The 21,254-nt window shown below is 75.2% G+C and carries 2 protein-coding genes (1 of these 2 only partly in view); both read left to right on the forward strand.

Annotation, left to right across the window (positions count from 1 at the left end):
• Nucleotides 1-13,393: the 3' portion of an SDR family NAD(P)-dependent oxidoreductase gene (locus ACH4SI_RS24820; protein WP_398299107.1), read on the forward strand. It extends 7,025 nt beyond the left edge of the window; the window shows 13,393 of its 20,418 coding nt (coding positions 7,026-20,418); its start codon lies beyond the left edge, outside the window; it ends in the stop codon at nt 13,391-13,393.
• Nucleotides 13,390-21,201, forward strand: a complete 7,812-nt coding sequence (locus tag ACH4SI_RS24825) for an SDR family NAD(P)-dependent oxidoreductase (protein ID WP_398299109.1) — start codon at nt 13,390-13,392, stop codon at nt 21,199-21,201. Before ACH4SI_RS24820 ends, ACH4SI_RS24825 begins: the two co-directional genes overlap by 4 nt.
• Nucleotides 21,202-21,254 lie beyond the last annotated feature (53 nt).

Genomic DNA, 21,254 nt, shown 5'->3' on the forward strand with positions numbered 1-21,254 from the left:
CAAGACCAAGGTCGGCGTGGCGCTGATGGCCGCGGTCCGGGAGCTGCCGTTGGACTTCGTGCTGTTCTTCTCGTCGGCGGTGGCGCTGTCGGGGAGCGCGGGGCAGAGCAACTACGCGGCGGGCTCCACCTTCGAGGACTCCTTCGCGCACTTCCTCGGGTCCCGTCTCGATGCCGCCGTACGGGTCGTCAACTGGGGCTTCTGGGGGACCGTCGGCATCGTCGCCGAGGACCGCTACCGGGAGCGGCTGGCCCGCAGCGGAATCTTCTCGATCACCCCGGCGGAGGGGATGGCCGCGGTGGACCACCTGCTGGGCCACCACGAGCGGCAGCTGCTGGTCACCAAGGCCAGCCGTGAGGTGCTGGAGTCCGCGGGCGTGGACTTCGCGGACACCGGCGGCGGGGACGCGTCGGCGGCCGCGCGGGCGGGGGCATTCGCCATCGTGGACGAGCTGGCGGCCAGGCCGCCGGTGGACCGGCTGCTCACCCAGGAGGTCAGCGCTCACCTGGACCGCGTCATGCTGGACTGGCTGTGGCTGCTCTTCCGCGAGAACGGGGTCTTCCGCACCCCGGACGAGCGCTGGACGGAGGAGGAGCTGGCCGGCCGGCTCGGCGTACGGCCGGGCCAGCGCCGGCTGTTCGCGGAGCTGCTCCGCGTCCTGACGGTCCACGGCGGGCTGCGCGAGGAAGGCGGCGCGCTGACCGTGACCGGGCGGCGGCCCGCCGCCGACCCGGAGGCGGAGCTGACCGGGCTGTGCGACCGGCACGACGCCCTCAACCGCTTCGACCGGCTGCTCGGCCCCTGCATGCGCAACCTGTTCCCGGTCCTGCGGGGCGAGGTGCGGGCCACGGACGTGATGTTCCCCGGAGGCTCCACCGCCCTCGTGGAGGGCGCCTACCGGGGCAGTCCGGTGGTCGACCGCGCCAACGACCTGGTGATCTCGGCAGGCGCACGCTACCTGGCGGAGCGGGCGCGGTCCGGGGACGGCGGCCGGCCGCTGTCGGTCCTCGAGGTGGGCGCCGGCACCGGCGGCACCACCGCCGTCGTCCTGCCCGAACTCGCCCGGCTCGGCGAGGACCTGCGGTACGTCTACACGGACATCTCCATGGCGTTCCTCCAGCACGGCCGGGAACGCTTCGGCGCGCAGTACCCGTTCGTGGAGTTCCGCAAGCTGGACGCGGGCCGCGACCCGGGGGACCAGGGCTTCGAGCCCGGCGGGTTCGACGTGGTGATCGCCGCCAACGTGCTGCACGCCACCGACGATCTGCTGGCCACGCTCGAACGGGTCCGCTCCCTCCTGCGGCCCGGGGGGTGGCTCGTCCTCAACGAGGCCAGCCAGAACGTCATCACCACCACGCTCACCTTCGGCCTGCTCGACGGCTGGTGGCTGAACAAGGACGCCCATCTGCGGCTGCCCGGTTCGCCGCTGCTGTCGGGCGAGGGCTGGGAACGGGCGCTGGCCATGGCGGGGTTCGCGCGCAGCCGGGCGGTCCCGGCGGACGAGGGGCACACCCAGTGCGTGGTGATCGCCGAGCGCGGCTCCGGCGCGGCGCCGGAACCGGTGACCCCGGCGGCTGTCTCCGGCACCGCCGCCGTGGCGGCCCCCACCGCTCCGGGCCCTGCCCGGCCGGGCGGGACGGGCGACGCGCTGCGGCAGGCCGTCGAGACGTTCGTGAAGCGGCCCTTCGCCGAGATCCTCCAGGTGCCGGAGGACCGGCTGTTCCCGGAGGAGACGTTCGAGAACTTCGGGATCGACTCGCTGACCACGCCGCGGATCGTCGACCGGCTGGCGGCCGCCACGGGTGGGTCGCTGCCCGCCACGCTGCTGTTCGAGTACTCCACGATCGGCAGGCTCGTCGACTACTTCCTCGAGCACCATGCGGAAGCGCTGCGCGCCGAGCTGCTGCCCGAGGCCCGGCACGAGCCCGAGCCCGCGCCCCGCTCCGAGCCCGTGCGGGTCATCGAGCCCGCGCCCCGCGGCGAGCCCGCGTCCGGAACCGGCCCCGCGTCCGGGCCGCTCACGGGCGGGATCGCCATCGTCGGGGTGGCGGGCCGCTATCCGAAGGCGCGCGATCTCGACGCGTTCTGGGACAACCTCGGCGCGGGCCGTGACTGCGTCGGCGAGGTTCCCGAGAACCGCTGGGACTGGCGCGAGCACACCCGGATCGACGGGGCGCCGATCAGCCGGTGGGGCGGATTCCTCGATGGCATCGACGAGTTCGACCCGCGCTTCTTCCAGATGTCCCGCAACGAGGCCGAGCTGACCGATCCGCAGGAGCGTCTGTTCCTCCAGACGGCCTGGCACACCCTGGAGGACGCGGGCTACCCGCGCGCCCGGCTGCGCGGCGCCACGGTCGGGGTCTACGTCGGCGTCATGTACGGCCACTACCAGCTGTACGAGACCGAGGACGGCCTGGCCGGGTCCATGGGCTACTCCTCGATCGCCAACCGCGTGTCGTACTTCTTCGACTTCCAGGGCCCGAGCCTGGCCGTCGACACCATGTGCTCCTCGTCGCTCAGCGCCATCCACCTGGCCTGTGAGGCGCTGCTGCTCGGCAACGCCGACTACGCGCTGGCGGGCGGCGTCAACCTCGCCGTGCACCCGCGCAAGTACGGCCTGCTCGCCGCGGGCGGATTCACCTCCACCGACGGGCGCTGCCGCAGCTTCGGCGAGGGCGGCGACGGCATGGTCCCGGGCGAGGGCGTCGGCGCCGTCCTGCTGAAGCCCCTGGAACACGCCGAGCGCGACGGCGACCGGATCCACGGCGTGATCCTGGGCAGCGCCCTCAACCACGGCGGCAAGACCAGCGGTTACTCCGTGCCCAATCCGGTGGCGCAGGGCGAGCTGGTCTCCCAGGCGCTGCGCCGGGCGGGCACCGGCCCGGGCACGGTGTCGTACATCGAGGCCCACGGCACCGGTACCGCCCTGGGCGATCCGACCGAGATGGCCGGCCTGGTACGGGCGTTCGGCGGGCGGCCGGACGGCGCGCCGAAGATCGCGCTGGGCTCGCTCAAGTCCGCCGTCGGCCATCTGGAGTCGGCGGCCGGCGTGGCGGCGCTCACCAAGGTGCTGCTCCAGATGCGCCACCGGGAGTTGGTGCCCTCGCTGCACGCCGAACGCCTCAACTCCAAGATCGACTGGGCCGGTGTGCCGTTCGAGGTGCAGCGCACCCGGGCCGCCTGGCGCACGGACGACGGGCCCTTGCGCGCGGGCATCAGCGCCTTCGGCGCGGGCGGCTCCAACGCCCACCTCGTCCTGGAGGAGCCGCCCGAGCCGGCGGAAGCCGTGGGCGGGAGGAGCGGACCCCGGCTGTTCGTGCTCTCCGCGCGGGATCAGGACCGGCTGCGCGCGGTCGCCGCCGACCTGCACGCCTTCTTGGGCGCGTCCTCGTACGAGAACGGGGACGAGTACGGAAGCGAGCACGGAAACGAGAGCGAGTACGCCGCCGAACTCGCCCGCCTCGCGGGCGTGGCGGGCGCCACCCAGGACGAGCCGCTGGCCGACCTCGGCCTGGACCTGATGGCGGTGCTCGACCTGGTGCGCCGGGTCGCGGACCGGTACGGCCTCGACGCCGGCCGGGTGCGTCCCGAGACCCTGCACACGCAGATGACGCTGGGCCAGGTGGCCTCGGCACTGGCCGGGCCCGCCGAGCCGGCCGCGCCCACCCGGCGCCCGGCCGCCGCTGCCGCCGTGGATCTCGATCGCCTGGCCTGGACGCTCCAGGCGGGCCGCGAGGCCATGGGGGAGCGGCTGGCCCTGGTCGCCTCCGGCGTGCACGAACTGTGCGACGCGCTGCGCCGCTTCGCCCAGGGGGACGAGCACGTACCGGGCGTCCACCGGGGCCGGGTGCGCGGCGAGACGTGGCTGCGCCCCACGCTCCTGCCCGTGGACGCCGCCGCGTCGGCCGCGGAACTCGACCGGCTGGCGCGGCGCTGGGCGGACGGGGAGGAATTCGACTGGGCCGGGCTCTACCCGTCCCCGCCGCGGCCGATGTCCCTCCCCGGATATCCGTTCGCGCGGGAACGCACCTGGATCGCGGCCCGGAGCACAGCACGAGCGGACGACCCCGCGCGGCCCGTCGCCCCCGCCGGCCCCACCACGGCCGCCGCCGGGCCGCCGTCGCGGCTCGGGGAACGGGTGCTGGAACTGCTGTCGGGGCTGACCGGTTTCGACGCCGCCGAGCTGGACCCGGAGCTGACCTTCCACGCCCACGGCCTGGACTCGCTCAGCCTCATCAAGCTCGCCGACCAAGTGAGCCGGGACTTCGGCGTGACGGTCACCCCGGACCTGTTCCTGGAGGCCACGACCCCGGCAGCGCTCACCGCCCACCTGTGGCGGGAAAGCGCCGAGGAGCCGGCCGGTGACCGGCAGCCCGAGCCCGCCACCGCGCCCCGGCCCGCCCCCGCCGACGACGACCCGGTGGTGATCGTCGGCATGGCCGGGACCCTGCCCGAGTCGCCCGACCTGAACGCCTTCTGGGCCAACCTGGAGCGCGGCGGCGACCTCGTCTCCGAGGTGCCCGCGGACCGCTGGGACTGGCGGGCGGTGCACGGCGACCCCGCCGAAGCCCCGGACCGCACCCGGGTGAACCGCGGTGGCTTCATGCCGGGCATCGACCGCTTCGACCCGCTGTTCTTCGGCATCTCGCCCCGCGAGGCGGCCTGGATGGACCCCCGGCAGCGGCTGCTGCTCACCACCGTGTGGACGGCGATCGAGGACGCCGGGATCGACCCCGGGGCCCTGGCGGGAACCCGGACCGGCCTGTTCGTCGGTGTGGGCGCCTCCGAGTACGCGGAGCTGGTCCAGCGTTCAGGAGCGAAGGTGGACGCCTACGCGTCGACCGGTCTGACCCCCTCGATGCTGGCCAACCGCGTCTCGTACCACCTCGACCTGCGGGGACCCAGCGAGCCGGTCGACACCGCCTGTTCCAGCTCCCTGGTGGCCCTGCACCGCGCCGCCGAGGCCCTGGAACTCGGGCACTGCGACACGGTGATCGCGGGGGGCGTCAGCGTGCTCCTGTCGCCCGTCGGCTTCGCCTCCCTGGAACGCGCGGGCATGCTCAGCCCCGACGGCGTGGGGCGGGCCTTCGACAAGGACGCGAGCGGATACGTGCGCGGCGAGGGCGTCGGGGCCGTGGTGCTGATGCGGCTGAGCAAGGCGCTCGCCGACGGTCACCCGGTCCACGCCGTGCTGCGCGGCACCGCCGTGGGGCACGGCGGGCGGGCCAATTCGCTCACCGCGCCCAACCCGCCGGCCCAGGCCGAGGTCATCGTCGCCGCGCACCGCAAGGCCGACGTCGACCCGCGCAGCATCGGCTACATCGAGACCCACGGCACGGGCACCGTCATCGGGGATCCGGCCGAGGTGGGCGGCCTGCGGCAGGCGTTCGCCACGCTGTACGAGCGCGCGGGCCACCCGGCGCCGGAGGAGCCGCACTGCGCGCTCGCGGCGCTCAAGAACGTCATCGGCCACCTGGAACCGGCCGCCGGGATCGCCGCCCTGGTGCGGGCCGTGCTGTCGCTGCGGCACCGCCGGCTGCCCGGCAACCCGAACGTCCGGCAGCTCAACGGCTATCTGCGGCTGGACGGTTCGCCATTCCACGTACCGCTGGACAGCGCGCCCTGGCCGCGTCCGCGCGGTGCGGACGGACAGGAGCTGCCGCGCCGTGCCGGGATCAGCTCATTCGGCTACGGAGGAGTGAACGCGCACGTGGTGCTGGAGGAGTACGTGGACCAGGAGCCGCCCGCGGAGCCCGGACCGGCCGTCTTCGCCCTCTCGGCCAGGGACCCGGAGCGGCTGCGCGCCTACGCGCGGGCGTTCGTCTCGGCACCGGTCGCCTCGCCGGAGTCGTCCGAGTCGTCCGTGGCCGACTGGGCGGGCGACCTGACCGGCACGGCCTGGACGCTGCAGACCGGCCGCCCCGCCCTGGCCGAACGGCTGGCCTTCGTCGCCCACGACGGCGAGGAGGCGCGGGCGCGCCTGCGGGACTGGCTCGCCGGGCGCGGGGACGGGGTGCTGACCGGACGCGTGGCCCGCGACGCCACACCCCCGGTCCTCGACGGGCCCGAGGAGACGGATCCCCACGCGGTGGCCGCCGCCTGGGTCGAGGGCGCGGCCGTCGACTGGCGGCGGCTGTACCGTACGCCGCCGAGGCGCCGGTCGCTGCCCACCTACCCGTTCGCCACCGAGCGCTACTGGTTCCCCGCCCCGGACCGGATCGCGGACGCGGCCGCGGAACCCGCCGCGCCGGCGCCCGGACCGGCGCCCGGGCAGTCCGACGGCCCTCTCCTGCCCGACGACCTCCTCCTGTTCGGCACCGCATGGCGCCGGGCCCCGGTCCCGGCCGCCGCACCGGCCTACGACGGAACCACCCTGGTGCTGTGCGCCGACGACGGTGCCCTCGCGGACCGGCTGCCGGGCACGACGGTCGTGGTGCGCCCCGGCACCGCGTTCCGGCGGGTCGGCGAGCGCGGGTACGAAATCCACCCGTCCCGGCCCGAGAGTTACGTCCAGCTCCTGCGCGCGCTCCACGAACGCGGTCTCCGGGTCGGCCGGATCGCGCACCTGTGGCCGCTGCTCGGCGACACCCCGGACCAGCGCTCCGCACACGGCCCCGCGGCGCTGTTCCTGCTGCTGAAGGCCGTCCTCACGGTGGACGCCGGGGCTCTGGAGCGGGTGCAGGTCGCCACCGGGGAGCACGGGGACGCAGCGCTCGCCGAGGCGTGGGGCGGCTTCGCGGGCTCGCTCATGGCGATCGCCCCCGGCACGGACTACTCGGTGGTCCGCTTCGCGGGCCCGTACGACGCCGGCGCCCTGCTGGCCGAACTCACCGCCGAACGGCTGGACGCGGGGATGGTCCGCCACGACGGCGGGGTCCGGTTCACCCAGCACCAGCGCGAACTTCCCCCCGCCGAACGCCGGCCGGGCACCGCCTCACCGGCCCTGCGGGACCGCGGCGTCTACCTGATCTCCGGCGGGCTGGGCGGTCTCGGACGGCTGCTCGCCCGCACCCTCGCCACCCGCCACCGGGCCCGGCTGGCCCTGCTCGGCCGTTCCCCGCTGGACGCGGCGGGCCGGGCGCGGCTGGAGGAGCTGCGCGCCCTGGGCGCCGAGGCCGACTACTTCCGGGGCGATGTCGCCGACGCCGCCCGGATGTCCGAGGTGGTCACCGAGATCGGCGCCCGTTGGGGCCGTCTCCACGGGGTGTTCCACCTGGCCGGAACGGTCAGCGGACAGCCGCTGCCCGACAAGGACCTGACGGAGCTGCACGCCCAGCTGCGGCCCCGCGTGGACGGGACCCGCGCGCTCGACGAGGCCACCCGGGACCAGCCGCTCGACCTCTTCGTCCTCTACGCCTCGACCTCCGGCCACCTGGGCGACTTCGGCCTCGTCGACTACGCGGTCGGCGCCCGCTACCTGGACGGCTTCGCCGCCGAACGGGAGGGCCTGCGGGCGCTGGGACGGCGCAGCGGGCGGACCGTCGCCCTCGACTGGCCGATGTGGCGCGAGGGCGGGATGCACGTCGAGGCCGACGACGAGGAGCGCTACCTCGCCACCACCGGCTTCCGCTACCTGGAGACGGACGAGGGCGAGCGGGTGCTCGACCTCGCCCTGTCCGGCGGCATGGACCGGCTGATGGCCATCCCCGGCGACCCGGAGCGGATCCGCGCCCATGTGCGGGCCGCCGAGAGCGGTGAGCGCGGAGCACGGAGGCGGGTCCCCGTCCCGGCGCCGCCCGCCCCCGCGGCTTCCGTCGCCGCCGCCCCGACGGACGCGGCGCTGAGGACGGCGGCCGTGGCGGAGCTGCGGCGGATGCTGTCCGGTGTGCTGGACATGCCCGCCGACGCGCTGGAGGCGGACGCGGGCTTCGGCGAGTACGGCCTCGACTCGTTCGGGCTCAAGACGTTCTCCCATGAACTGGGCGAGGTGTACGGCATCGACGTGCCGACCACCACGCTCTTCTCGGCCAACACGATCGCCAAGCTGGGCGACCACCTGGTGGCGGAGTTCGGCGCGGAGCTGCGCGCGGTCCACGCGCCCGCGCCGGCCGCCCCCACCGCCTCACCGTCCGAAGCGGCCGACGAGACCGCGGCCGATGTGACCGACGTGATCGCCCCGGCCGCCCCCGCCGTCGTCTCCGCACCCGAGCAGCGCGCGGCGGACGAGCCCATCGCGATCGTCGGCATGAGCGGCCGTTTCCCCGGATCGCCCGATCTGGACGCCTTCTGGGAGAACCTGGCCCAGGGCCGCGATCTCATCAGTGAGACCCCGGCCGAGCGCTGGGATTGGCGCGAGCTGGCCGAACGGTTCCCCGGCACCCCGCGATGGGGCGGATTCCTGGAGGACGTGGACCGGTTCGACCCGCTGTTCTTCAAGATCTCCCCGCTGGAGGCGGAGGTCATGGACCCGCAGCACCGGCTCTTCCTCGAGGAGACCTGGAAGGCCCTGGAGGACGCGGGGTGCCGCCCCGACACCCTCGCCGGGCGCCCGGTGTGCGTCTTCGTCGGCACCCAGTTCACCGACTACGAGTCGATGGTCCTCGGCAGCGGCGAGCCCAACGCCTACGCGGGCGCCGGGTTGGCCCGCACCATGCTGGCCAACCGGATCTCGTACCTGTTCGACCTGCGGGGCCCGAGCGAAAGCGTGGACACCGCCTGCTCCAGCTCGCTGGTGGCCCTGCACCGGGCCGTCCGCTCGCTGCGGTCCGGGGAGAGCGAGCTGGCGATCGCGGGCGGGGTCAGCCTCGTCCTGTCGCCGCAGACCGTCGTCAGCGCCCAGCAGCTCGGGGTGCTCGCGCCCGACGGCCGCTGCAAGACCATGGACAGCCGCGCCGATGGTTACGTCAAGGGCGAGGGCGTCGCCGCGCTCGTCCTCAAGCCGCTGTCCCGCGCCCTCGCCGACGGCGACCGGGTGCACGGGGTGATCCGGGGCAGTGCCGTCAACCACGGCGGGCACGCCACCTCCCTCACCGCGCCCAACCCCGACGCCCAGGCGGACCTGCTGACCGCCGCCTACCGGGACGCGCGGCTGCCGGTCGGGACCGTCTCGTACGTGGAGATGCACGGCACCGGAACCGAGCTGGGCGACCCGGTCGAGGTGGACGCCATACGGACGGCCTGGCGGCGGTCGGCGAACGAGCGGTCGGCGGCCGGGGAGCCCGTGGCCGGGGACGCGACGGAGGTGGGGCTCGGCACCGTCAAGAGCAACATCGGCCACCTCGAACCGGCGGCGGGCGTCGCCGGGGTGGTCAAGGTGCTGCTGGCGATGCGTCACCGGCGGCTGCCCGCGACCTTGCACGTGGAACGGCTGAACCCCCTCATCCGGGTGGACGGCACGCCCTTCGCCCCGGTGCTCGCCGCCCGCGACTGGCGGCCCGTGGACGCCGACGGCACCCCGCTGCGGCGCCGCGCCGGCGTCAGCTCCTTCGGCTTCGGCGGCGTCAACGCGCACGTCGTGCTGGAGGAGGCGGCCGAGGCACCCCGGTGGAGTGAGCAGGACGAGCGGGACGACGGGCCGCAGCTCTTCGTGCTCTCCGCGAGGAACCCGGACCGGCTGCGCGCCTACGCCGCCGCCACGGCCGCGTTCCTCGCCCGGGAGACCGACGGCGCCCCGCTCGCCGCCCTGGCCCGCACCTCCCGGTCGGGGCGGGTGCCGATGGCGGCCCGGCTGGCCGTCGTCGCCGCCTCCCGGGCGGACCTGGGGGAGTCCCTGGCCGAGTTCGCCGCGAGCGGCGACACGTCGAAGGCACGCGGAGCGTTCTCCGGCACCGTGCGCACGGCGGACGGGCCCCAGCACGCCTGGCTGGCCGAGCCCGAAGGGCGGGAGTACCTGACCCGGATGGTGCGGGACCGGCATCTCGACCGGGTGGCCGAACTGTGGGTCGCCGGAGCCGACATCGACTGGTCGGTGCTGCCTGCCGACGCGCCGGGGCCGCGCGCCTCGCTGCCGGTCTATCCGTTCGCCCGGGAGCGGCACTGGCTGGGCGGCCGGGAGCCGGCCGCCGCCCGTCCCCAGGCGCCCGCGGCCGGTCCGCCGGGACCGGACGAACTGCTGCTCGCCAAGCGCTGGCGGGCGGACACCGCCGCGCCCGGGGCCGGTACGGCCGTGCTCCCGGCCGGTGAACCCGTTCTGGTGCTGACCACCCCGGCCAACGAGACCTTGGCCCGCGAGGCGTTCGGGACCGACGCCGTCGTCGTCACCCTGAGCGCCGACGAGGACGCCGACCCCGGGGCGGGAGACGCCCTCGTCCGCCGCGTGCTCGCCGAGGGCGCCCGGGTCGGCACGGTCGTCGATCTCGTCGATGTTTCGGGCGGACCGGGCGGACCGGGCGGACCGGACGAGCCGGACGGGCAGGGGCGGGAGAGCTGGGCGCGGGTGGTCCTCGCCCAGGAACTCGTCGCCCGGTTCCGCACCACCGGCCTGACCTATCTGCACCTCACCCACGGCCTGACCACGTTCCGGGCCGAGCGGCCCACCCTGCGCGGCGCCGCGTTCGCCGGCCTGGTCCGGATGCTCCCGGCCGAGTACCGGGGGGTGCGGGCCCGGACGGTGGACCTGGACGCGCGGGCCCTGGACGCGCGAGCCCTGCGTGCCGCCGTCGCCGCGGAACTGGCCGCCGACCCGGGCGACCCCGAGTCCTGCCACCGGGAGGGCGTCCGCCACCTGCCGGTGCTCGAACCGGTCGAACCCGACCCCACGGCCACGGACTGGCGGGACGGCCTGCGGGGCCGCCCGGTGCTCATCACCGGCGGCACCGGCGCTCTGGGGCGTGCGATCGCCGCCGACCTGATCGCACGGGGTGCCGACACCCTCGTCCTGATGGGCCGCCGTCCCCTGCCGGAGCGGATGCGCTGGGAGGAGCTGTGCGCCGACCCGGACACCGACCCGGAGCTGACCGCGCGGCTGCGCCCGCTGCTGGCCCTGGAACGGCCCGGTGTGCGCGTGGACGTCGTGTGCGGCGCCCTGGACGACCCGGCGTGGCTGCGGTCCACGCTGGCCGCCGTGCGCGCCCGGTCCGGGCCGATCGCCGGTGTCGTGCACTGCGCGGGCCTCGGCCTCACCGCGAACCCCGCCTTCGTCGGCAAGAGCGTCGACGAGATGCGGACGGTCCTCGAACCCAAGGTCGCCGGTCTGCGGGAACTGAGCGCGGCGCTGGCCGACGATCCGCTCCGCTTCTTCGTCCTGTCCTCGTCGGTGTCCGCGGAGGCGCCGGTCCTGGCGGCGGGGATCAGCGACTACGCCCTCGCCAACTCCTTCCTGGACCGATTCGCCGCCTACCAGGCGGCGACCGGCCGCGACTGCTTCCGCTCGCTGCAATGGCCGAGCTGGCGGTCGATGGGGATGCCCGAGGTGACCACCGACGCGTACCGGGACCTGGGGCTGCGGACCCTGCCGGCGGACGCGGGCCTCGCGCTGCTGCACCGGGCCCTCGCGGTGCCCGGACACCCGGTGCTGATGCCGTGCCTGGTGGATCCGGAGCGCTACGACGCGGACCGGCTGCTGAAGCTGCCCGTCCCGGCGGCACCGGCCCCGGCAGCACCGGTTCAGGCAGCACCGGTTCAGGGGGCACCGGCTGCCGCCGTCGTGCCGGACGCGCCCGGTGCGTCGTATGACGCGTTGCTGTCCCTGCTGACCGGCATCTTCTCCCGTCAGCTACGGCTGGCCGAGAGCGAGCTGGACCCGGACGCCGGCTTCGCCGACCTCGGCGTGGACTCGATCATGATCGCGCAGCTGCTGGCCGAGGTGGAACGGGGCGTCGGGACCACCGTGGAGCCCTCGGCGTTCCTGGAACACCCCACGCTGCGGGCGCTGTCGGCCCATCTGCTCGCGGAGGGGGCCACGGTGCCCGAGCCCGCCGCCGCGGAGCCCGTCGCCGAGCGGCCCGTCGCCGTGTCGGAGCCCGCCGCCGCGGAACCCGCCAAGGCCGAGCCCGGAGCCACCGGGAAGATCGCGGTGATCGGTCTCGCCTGTCACTTTCCCGGAGCCCCCGACCAGGAGGCGTACTGGCGGAACCTGGCGGCGGGCACCGGCTCCGTCACCGAGGTTCCGGCATCGCGCTGGGACGTGGACCGCTTCTACTCCGCCGACCACCGGCCGGGCAGGAGCATCAGCAAGTGGGGCGGCTTCCTGGACGGGATCGAGGACTTCGACCCGGAGTACTTCCGGATGGCCGAGGCCGAGGCTCCCCGGCTGGACCCCCTGGTCCGGCAGTTCCTGGAGGTCTCGGCGGAGTGCCTGCACGACGCCGGGATCGAGCAGGCGGAGGTCGCCGGCCGCCGGGTCGGCGTCTTCGCCGGCTCCCGTACCTCCAACTTCGGCCAGTACCACGCCGCTTCGGGCGGGAGCATCAGCGGCATGGCGCAGAACTTCATCGCCGCCCATGTCTCGCACTTCCTCAACGTCCGCGGCCCCAACATGGTGGTGGACTCGGCGTGCTCGTCCTCCCTGGTGAGCGTGCATCTGGCGGCCCAGAGCCTGCGGTCGGGCGAATGCGAGATGGCGCTGGCGGGCGGGGTGGAGATCCTGCTCGACCAGATCCCCTTCGTGGGGATGAGCGAGGGCCGCGCGCTGTCCCCGACCGGCCGCTGCCACACCTTCGACGAGAAGGCCGACGGCATCGTGCTGGGCGAGGGAGCGGGCGTGCTGCTCCTCAAGCGCCTGGACGACGCCCTGCGCGACGGGGACCGGATCCATGCGGTGATCGACGGCAGCGCGGTCAACAACGACGGCCGCACGATGGGCATCACCACTCCCAACCCGGAGGCACAGCGCGAGGTGATCTCGGAGGCGCTGCGGGTCGCCGGGGTGGATGCCGGGACGGTCTCGTACGTCGAGGCCCATGGCACAGGCACCATGATCGGCGATCCCATGGAACTCAAGGCGCTGACGGCGGTGTTCCGCGAGACGACCGAAGAGGCCGACTTCTGCGGCGTGGGCAGTGTGAAGACCAATGTGGGCCATCTGCTGAGCGCGGCCGGGATCGCCGGGCTGATCAAGGTGATCCTGTCGATCCGGCACGGGCAGCTGCCGCCCACCCTGAACTGCGAACGGGCCAACCCGCGCTTCCGGTTCGACGAATCGCCGTTCTACCCGGTGCGCCGGCTGACCGAGTGGCGGGGGCGGAACGGTGTCCGCCGGGCCGGGGTCAGCTCGTTCGGCTTCGGCGGCACCAACGCCCACATGATCCTCAGCGGGCTGGATCCCGCCCTGCGGACCCGGCACCCGGAGCGCCGTACGCCGCTGGGCCCGGTCCGGTACCGGCGCCGCCGGTTCTGGTTCGACGCCCCTGGCACTGCCGTCGGCGCTGCCTCTGGCTCCGCCGAGACCGCCGCGACGCCCGCCGGGCGCGCCGCCCCCTTCTTCGAGCTGCGCTTCCCGGAGGACGACTCTTGAGCACCACACGGCACGCGTTCGACGGGCTGACGTGCACCGTCCTGGTCCGCGCCACCGATCCGGTGATGCGGGACCACACCGTGCACGGCACCAGCATCCTGCCCGGCGTCTCGTTCCTCGACCTGATCTACCGGATCCTGCTGAGCAGGGGCGTGGACACGGAGACCGCCGAGCTGCGGCGGATCCTCTTCACGCAGGCGGTGGCCGCGAGCGGGGAGTTCGACACCGAGCTGGAGATCCGGTTCACGGCCGAGGCCGGGCACCACGGCATCACCGTGCACGGCGTCCCGCTGGCGCACGACGGCGGCCGGGGCGTCCCGTCCGCCGTCATGTCCTGCGAACTCCACCTCGGCGAGCCCTTCCCCCGGCAGCGGGTGGACCTCGACGAGCTGCGCGCCCGGGGCGAGCGCACGGCGGACATGGCGGAGCTGTACCGGACCGTGCGGGCGGCGGGGATCGTCCACGGCGACTTCATGCGCGGGCGCGGCACCCTCCACGTCGCGGACGGCGAACTGCTCGCGGACCTCTCGGTCAGCCCCGCCGCGGCCGCCTACCTGGACTACTTCCATCTGCACCCGGCCTGCCTGGACTCCTCCACCCTGCTGCCGTCGCAGTTCGCCGAGGCGTTCACCGAGCGCTTCGGGGAGATCGCGCCCGAGGACCGCAAGCCGTACATCCCCCTCTACATCGAGTCGTTCCGCGCCCGCCGGGCCGCAGGGCGCGACAACCACGTCCACGTCCGGCCGCCGCGCTACGCGGGCCAGGGCGCCGATCTGAACGCGTGCGACCTGGACTTCTACGATGCCGACGGCATGCTGCAGATGTGGCTGCACGGGCTGACGTCCAAGCGGGTACGGGCGGCCGATGCCATCACCGAGCTGGCCCGCCCGGCCGGTACGGCGCCGCCTGCCCCTCCGGCGGAGGCGGAGGCGTCCGCGCCCCCACCGGCCGCGGGCGTCGGGGCAATGCGCGACCTCATCGGTTCCCTGCTGGCCGCCCGGCTCGGGGACGCCACCGGCGACCTCGACCCGGAGCGCGGCTTCTACGAACTGGGGCTGGATTCCACCGCCCTGCTCGCCGTGGTCAAGGAACTGGAGTCGGCCCTGTCGACGGAGCTGTATCCGACGCTCCTGTTCGAGTTCAACACGATCGAGAGCCTGGCCGCCCATCTCCACGAGACGGTCGGCGACGTGGTGCCGGCCCCGGTCCCGGCCTCGGCCCCGCGCCAGGACGCCCCGCCCGTACAGATCCCGCCCGAGCAGGACCCGCCGCACCCCAGCCCCGATGTGCTGTATCTGGAAGGCCGCTGGGAGGAGGCGCCGTTCCCGGCCGTGCCCGACGGCGCCCCGGCGAACCCCCGGCTGCTGATCGACCCGGCCGGGCGGCTCACCGCCCCGACCGGCCCGTCGAGCCCGTCGAGCCGGTCGATACGCGTCGCCTTCGGCGACGCGTTCGCCGAGGACGGCGGCACCTTCCGGCTCGACCCGGCGTCGGCCGAGCACTGGCGGCGCCTGCTGGCACGGCTGGCGGAGCGCGGCGCGCTCCCCGGCGAGGTCCTGTGGTGCCCGGCCCCGGCCGGGCAGGACGGGCGTTCCGACGCGGACCAGCGCGTCCTGCGGGACGAGTTCACCGCGCTGCTGCACTTCACCGCCGCCCTGGTGCGGTTGCCGGGGCGGCGCGACGTACGCCTCGTCCATTGTCTGCCGACGCCCGAGGCGGACGGGCTCGCGTCGCTGCGCGCGCTGAGCGGGATGTTCAAGAGCCTCCGCCTCGAACACCCCGGGATCCGCGCCAAGCTGCTCGAACTCGATGTGCCTCCCGGGGAGGCGGCCGAGCGGGTCGTGGCGGAGCTGTACGACGACGACCACGTGGACGTGCGCCTCGTCGGTGGCAGGCGCACCGTACGCCGCTACCGCCCGGCCGGGGCCGCGGACCCCACGGCGTCCCCTGCGGCCGCCCCGCGCGAGGGCGGCGTCTACCTCATCACCGGCGGACTCGGCGGTGTGGGGCTGGCGTTCGCGCGCTTCCTGGCCCGGCGCCACCGGGCCCGGCTGGTGCTGTGCGGCCGCTCTCCGCTCGACGCCGAGGGCCGGCGCCGCGTCGACGAGCTGTCGGGGCTGGGCGCCGAGGTGCTGTACCGGGTCACCGACGTCTCCCGCGCCGAGGACGTGGCGTCGCTGATCGACGCCGCCCGGCGGCGATTCGGCGATCTGCACGGCGTCATCCACGCGGCGGGCGTGCTCCGCGACGGCATGGCGGCGGGCAAGACGGCGGCGGACGCCGAGGCCGTGATGGCGGCCAAGGTGGCCGGGACCCTGCATCTGGACCACGCGCTCGGGGACGAGCCGCTGGACTTCTTCGTACTGTGCTCCTCCACCGCCGCGTCCTGGGGCAACGCCGGTCAGACCGACTACGCCTGTGCCAACGCCTTCCTCGACGCCTTCGCCGAGCAGCGGACCCGGCGTACGGCCGGTACCGCCCGGCAGGGCCGTACCGTGTCGATCGGCTGGCCCGCCTGGAGCGGCGGAGGCATGGGGCTGTCCGAGAGCGCGGCGGACGGGCTGCGGTCCATGGGGATGGAGCCGCTGGACGAGGCGGCCGGGACCGGCATCCTGCTGTCCGCGCTGGCCGGTGGCCCCAGCCATGTGATCGCCGTCGCGGGGCGGCGCGAGCGGGTGCTCGCATCGATCGCCGCCCATGCGCACGCCTTCCAGCAGCTGGCCCTCGAACCCGCCCAGCCCGTCGCCACCGTCGTCCACGAGGGGGACGGTGCCGACGGCGACGCCATCGCCATCGTCGGCATCAGCGGCCGTTACCCCCAGGCCGAGGACGTGGAGCACTTCTGGCGCAACCTGCGGGACGGCAGGGACTCCATCACCGGGATCCCCGCCGACCGCTGGGACCACGACGCGATCTACGTCCCCGAGCCGGGCACCCCGGGCCGCACCTACGGCCGCTGGGGAGGATTCCTGGACGGCATCGACGAGTTCGACCCCCTCTTCTTCCACATCTCGCCCAACGAAGCCGCGATCATCGACCCGCAGGAGCGGCTGTTCCTGCAGACCGTCTGGCACACCTTCGAGGACTCCGGGCACGCCCCGGCCCGGTGGAAGGGCCGCTCGGTCGGGGTGTACGTGGGCGTGATGTACAACCAGTACCAGCTCTTCGGCGTCCGGGGGCCGGACGAGCCGGCGGGGCTCGTCCCCTCGTCGTTCAACGCCGCCATCGCCAACCGCGTCTCGTACTTCTTCGACCTCCGCGGGCCCAGCATCGCGCTGGACACCATGTGTTCGTCCTCGCTCACCGCGATCCACCAGGCGTGCGAGAGCATCCTGCGCGGCGAGTGCGAGGCGGCGGTGGCCGGGGGCGTCAACCTCGCCGTGCATCCGAACAAGTACCTGCTGCTGGGGCAGTCGTCGTTCCTGTCCACGGACGGGCGCTGCCGCAGCTTCGGCGAGGGCGGCGACGGCTATGTGCCCGGCGAGGGCGTGGGCGCCGTCCTGCTGCGACCGCTGCGGGACGCCCTGCGCGACGGCGACCACGTGTACGCGGTGGTGCGCGGCCGGTCGCTCAACCACGGCGGGCGCACGGGTGGTTTCTCCGTCCCCGACCCGGGGGCGCAGGCCCGGCTGATGACCGACTCCTTCCGGCGTTCGGGCGTCGACCCCGCGACCCTCGGCTACATCGAGGCGCACGGCACCGGAACCTCGCTCGGCGACCCCATCGAGATCGCGGGCCTGGAGAAGGCGTTCGCCGCATGCGGGGCACGGGACGTCCGGATCCCCGTCGGCTCGGTGAAGTCCAACGTCGGCCATCTGGAGTCGGCGGCCGGGATCGCCGCCGTCACCAAGGTGGTGCTCCAGCTGCGCCACCGCGAGCTGGCCCCTTCGCTCCACGCCGGCGAGCTGAACACGGCCATCGACTGGGACCGTTCGCCGTTCCACGTCCAGCGCGAGCGCGCCGCCTGGCGGCCCGCCGGTGAGGGGATGCCGCTGCGGGCGGGCATCAGCTCCTTCGGGGCCGGGGGCGCCAACGCGCATCTGATCCTGGAGGAGTACCCCCGGCCCGCGCGGCCGCGGGCGGGCTCCGGGGACGGGCGGGACCGGCTGTATGTGTTCTCGGCCAAGAACGAGGGTCGGCTCAAGGCCCTGCTGCGCCGTTTCGCGGACTTCACGGCCCCCCGCACCGAACACCCGGGGAGCGCCAGGGACGCAGCGGCTGTCGGGACCGTCGGGGCCGTCCTCGCGCGGATCCTGCGCGAGGTGTACGGCGGCCCGGCGGCGGTCCCGGCGCCGGACGAGTCGCTGGCCGAACTCGGCCTGGACTACATGGCGCTGGCCGTGGTGGGGCAGCGGATCGAGGAGGAGCTGGGGGTCGAGCTGCCGCCGTCCTTCGTGGACGGCGAGGCCACCCCGCGCTCGCTGGCGGCGCGGTTGTCCGAGCGCTACGGGACCTCCGGGCCTCCTCACGCGGACGGGCCCGGCGCCGCCGCGCCGCCGGACGGCATCGACCCCGACGCCCTCGCCTTCACCCTCCAGCAGGGCCGCGACGCCATGGACGAGCGGCTGGCGGTCATCGCGTCCGGCCCGGCACAGCTCGCCGAGCGGCTCACCCGCCACCTCGACGACGGTTCCCTTCCGCCCGGCACCCACCGCGGCCGGCGCGACCGGTCGGCCAGCCATCCCGCGCCGTCCGATCTGCGCACCGCCGCCGAACGCGGCGATCTGGAGGTGCTCGCGCGGGCCTGGGTCACCGGGGCCGACGTGGACTTCGCCCCGCTGTACGGCGGGACGTCCCCGGGGCGGCTGCCGCTGCCCGGCTACCCCTTCGAGCGCGTCCGCTGCTGGATCGACCCGCCCGCCGCGGCGACAGGCCGGGCCCGGGCCACGTCCGGCACCCTCGATCACCCCCTCTTGGACACAGCCATCGAACTCCCCGACGGCGGCCGTCTCTTCACGGCCCGGCTGTCGGTGACCGACCACCCGTGGCTGGCCGACCACCGGGTCGCGGACACGGCGCTGCTGCCGGGCACCGCGTTCGTCGAGCTGGTGACGTCCGCGGGCGCCCGGGTCGGCAGCCCCCGGCTGGCGGAGCTGACCCTCGCGGCGCCGCTGCCGCTGCCCGAGCGGGGCGCCGTACGCCTGACCGTCACGGCCGGGGCGCCGGACGCCACGGGACGGCGGCAGGTCACCGTCCACGGACGGAACGAGGACGCGGCGGAGGACGGCGAGCCGTGGACGTGTCACGCGGCCGGCACGCTGGCCGCCGATGGCACGGCGGAGCCGGACGCCCCGGAGGAGCCGTCCTGGCACGGCACGTGGCCGCCGCCCGGCGCCGAGCCGGTGGCGATCGACGGGCTGTACGAGGCGCTGGCGGACGCCGGACTCGGCTACGGCCCGGCCTTCCGCGGGCTGCGCGCGGTGTGGCGGCGCGACCGCGACGTGTACGCGGAGGTCGCGGCCCCGGACACCGCCTCCGCCTCCGGGTTCGGTGTCCACCCGGCGCTGCTGGACGCGGCGCTGCACGCCGTCGCGTACGGCGGCTTCCTGTCCGACCCGGACCGGCCCCATCTGCCGTTCGCCTGGAGCGGGGTCGCGCTGTGCCCCGGCGGGGCGGACGGGGGCCGGCTGCGGGTCCGGATCGGCCCGGCGGGCCGGGACGCGGTGGGGGTCCGTATCACGGACGCCTCGGGCGCCCCCGTCGCCACCGTGGAGTCGCTGGCCCTGCGCCCGGCGTCGCCGCCCGGCGGGGCGGCGGCCGAGGCGCTGTTCCGCGTCGAGTGGACGGAGCCGCCCGCGCCCGCCGATCCGTCCGCTCCCGAGAGCTGCGCCGTCCTCGGGCCGGACCCGTTCGGCCTGGCGGCCTCCCTCGCCGCGTCGGGCGCCTCCGCCGAGGGGTACGCCGACGTGGCCGCGCTCGGCGCCGTGGAGCGGCTCCCGGACGTTGTCTTCGTACCGTGCGGTCCCGGCGACGGAGAGGGGGCGCGGGCCGCCCGTACGGCGCTGCACCGGACCCTGGAGCTGGTGCGGGCCTGGACGGCGGACGAACGGCTCGCCCGTACGCGCCTGGTGCTGGTGACCCGGGGCGCGGTGGCCGCCGGGCCCGCCGAGGACATCGGCGACCTCGGGCAGGCGGCGGTGTGGGGGCTGATGCGGTCCGTCCAGGCCGAGCACCCGGGGCGGTTCGTCCTCGCGGACCTCGACGGGGCCCCGGCCTCCGTACCGGCCCTGCTCGCCGCCCTGCCGCTGCCGTCCGCCGCCTCCCCGCAGCCTGCCGCAACGCAGCCCGCCGAAACGCAGCTCGCGGTGCGGGACGGCGCGGTACTGGTGCCGCGCCTGGCGCGCGCCGCGCTGCCCGGGGCCGCCGACCGGAACGGCCCCTGGCCGGCCGACGGCACGGTGCTGATCACCGGCGCCTCGGGCGGCCTGGGCGGTCCGGTGGCCCGTCATCTGGTGGCCGAACACGGCGTACGGCATCTGCTGCTGACCAGTCGGCGCGGGCCCGCCGCGCCGGGCGCCGCGGCGCTGGAAGCGGAGCTGACCGGGCTCGGCGCCCATGTCACCACGGCCGCGTGCGACGCGTCCGACCGCACGGCGCTCGCCGCGCTACTGGACACCGTGGACGCGGCCCATCCGCTGTCCGCCGTCGTGCACGCGGCGGGTGTGCTCGACGACGGTCTGGTGGCCGACCTGACGCCCGGACGGCTCGACGCCGTGATGCGTCCCAAGGCGGACGCGGCCTGGCATCTGCACGAGCTGACCGAGGGCATGGAGCTGTCGGCGTTCGTGCTGTTCTCCTCCGCCGCCGGAGTGCTCGGAGGGCCCGGCCAGGCCAACTACGCGGCGGCCAACGCCTTCCTGGACGCCCTTGCACAGCACCGCGCGCGCCGCGGCCTGCCCGCCGTATCGCTCGCCTGGGGCCTGTGGGAGGACGCCGGGAGAGGAGCGGGCATGGGCGGCTCGCTGACCGACGCCGACCGCCGCCGCATGGACCGTACGGGCATCCGGCCGCTGACCGCGGCCGACGGGCTGACCCTGCTGGACCTGGCGGCGGGCGCGGACGCCCCGCAGCTGATGCCCATCCGGCTCGACCCGGCCGCCCTCGCCCGGCACGCCGACCCGCGGTCCGTACCGCCGCCGCTGCGCGGCCTGCTGCCCGGCGCCCCCGGCGCCCCGGGCGGGGCGGACCGGGCGGACCGCGACGCGGCGCCCGAGGACCGGGGCGCGGCCGACGCGCTGTCGCGGCGACTGTCGGGGATGTCCGAGGCCGAGCGCGGCGCCGCGCTCTCGCTCCTGGTCCGCGGTCAGGTGGCCGATGTGCTCGGCTACCCGGGGCCCGAAGCGGTCGAACCGGACCGCCCCTTCGCCGAATTCGGCTTCGACTCGCTGAGCGCGGTCGAGTTCCGCGGCCGCATGGAACGCGCCACCGGTCTGCGGCTCCCGGCCACCCTGACGTTCGACCACCCGACCCCGGCGGCGCTGGTCGGGCATCTGCGGGAGGAAATGGACGGCGGCGGCGACGCCGACACCCGGATCCTGCGGATCCTCGCCCAGCTGGACCGGCTGGAGGAGGAGCTGACCAGGTTCGCCGAGGACGGGTCAGCGGAGGCCGGCGAGGGGATGCGGGGCAGCGTCTCGCAGCGGTTGCGGGACGCCGCCGCACGGCTGAACGCAGTGCCGCCGGCACCGGCGCACGACGGCGCGGCCCGCCACGCCGGTGAGCCGGACTCCGATGCCCTGGACCGGCTCGACACGGCGAGCGACGACGAGTTCCTCGCCTATCTCGACACCCAGCTCGGCGGCTCGTGAGCAGCCGAAGGACTGCCACCGGCCCGATGCGCGCGACGCCCGAGGAGCGACGA

Origin of the sequence: Streptomyces sp. NPDC021212 (genome assembly GCF_044332925.1) — a bacterium.
GTDB lineage: Bacteria > Actinomycetota > Actinomycetes > Streptomycetales > Streptomycetaceae > Streptomyces.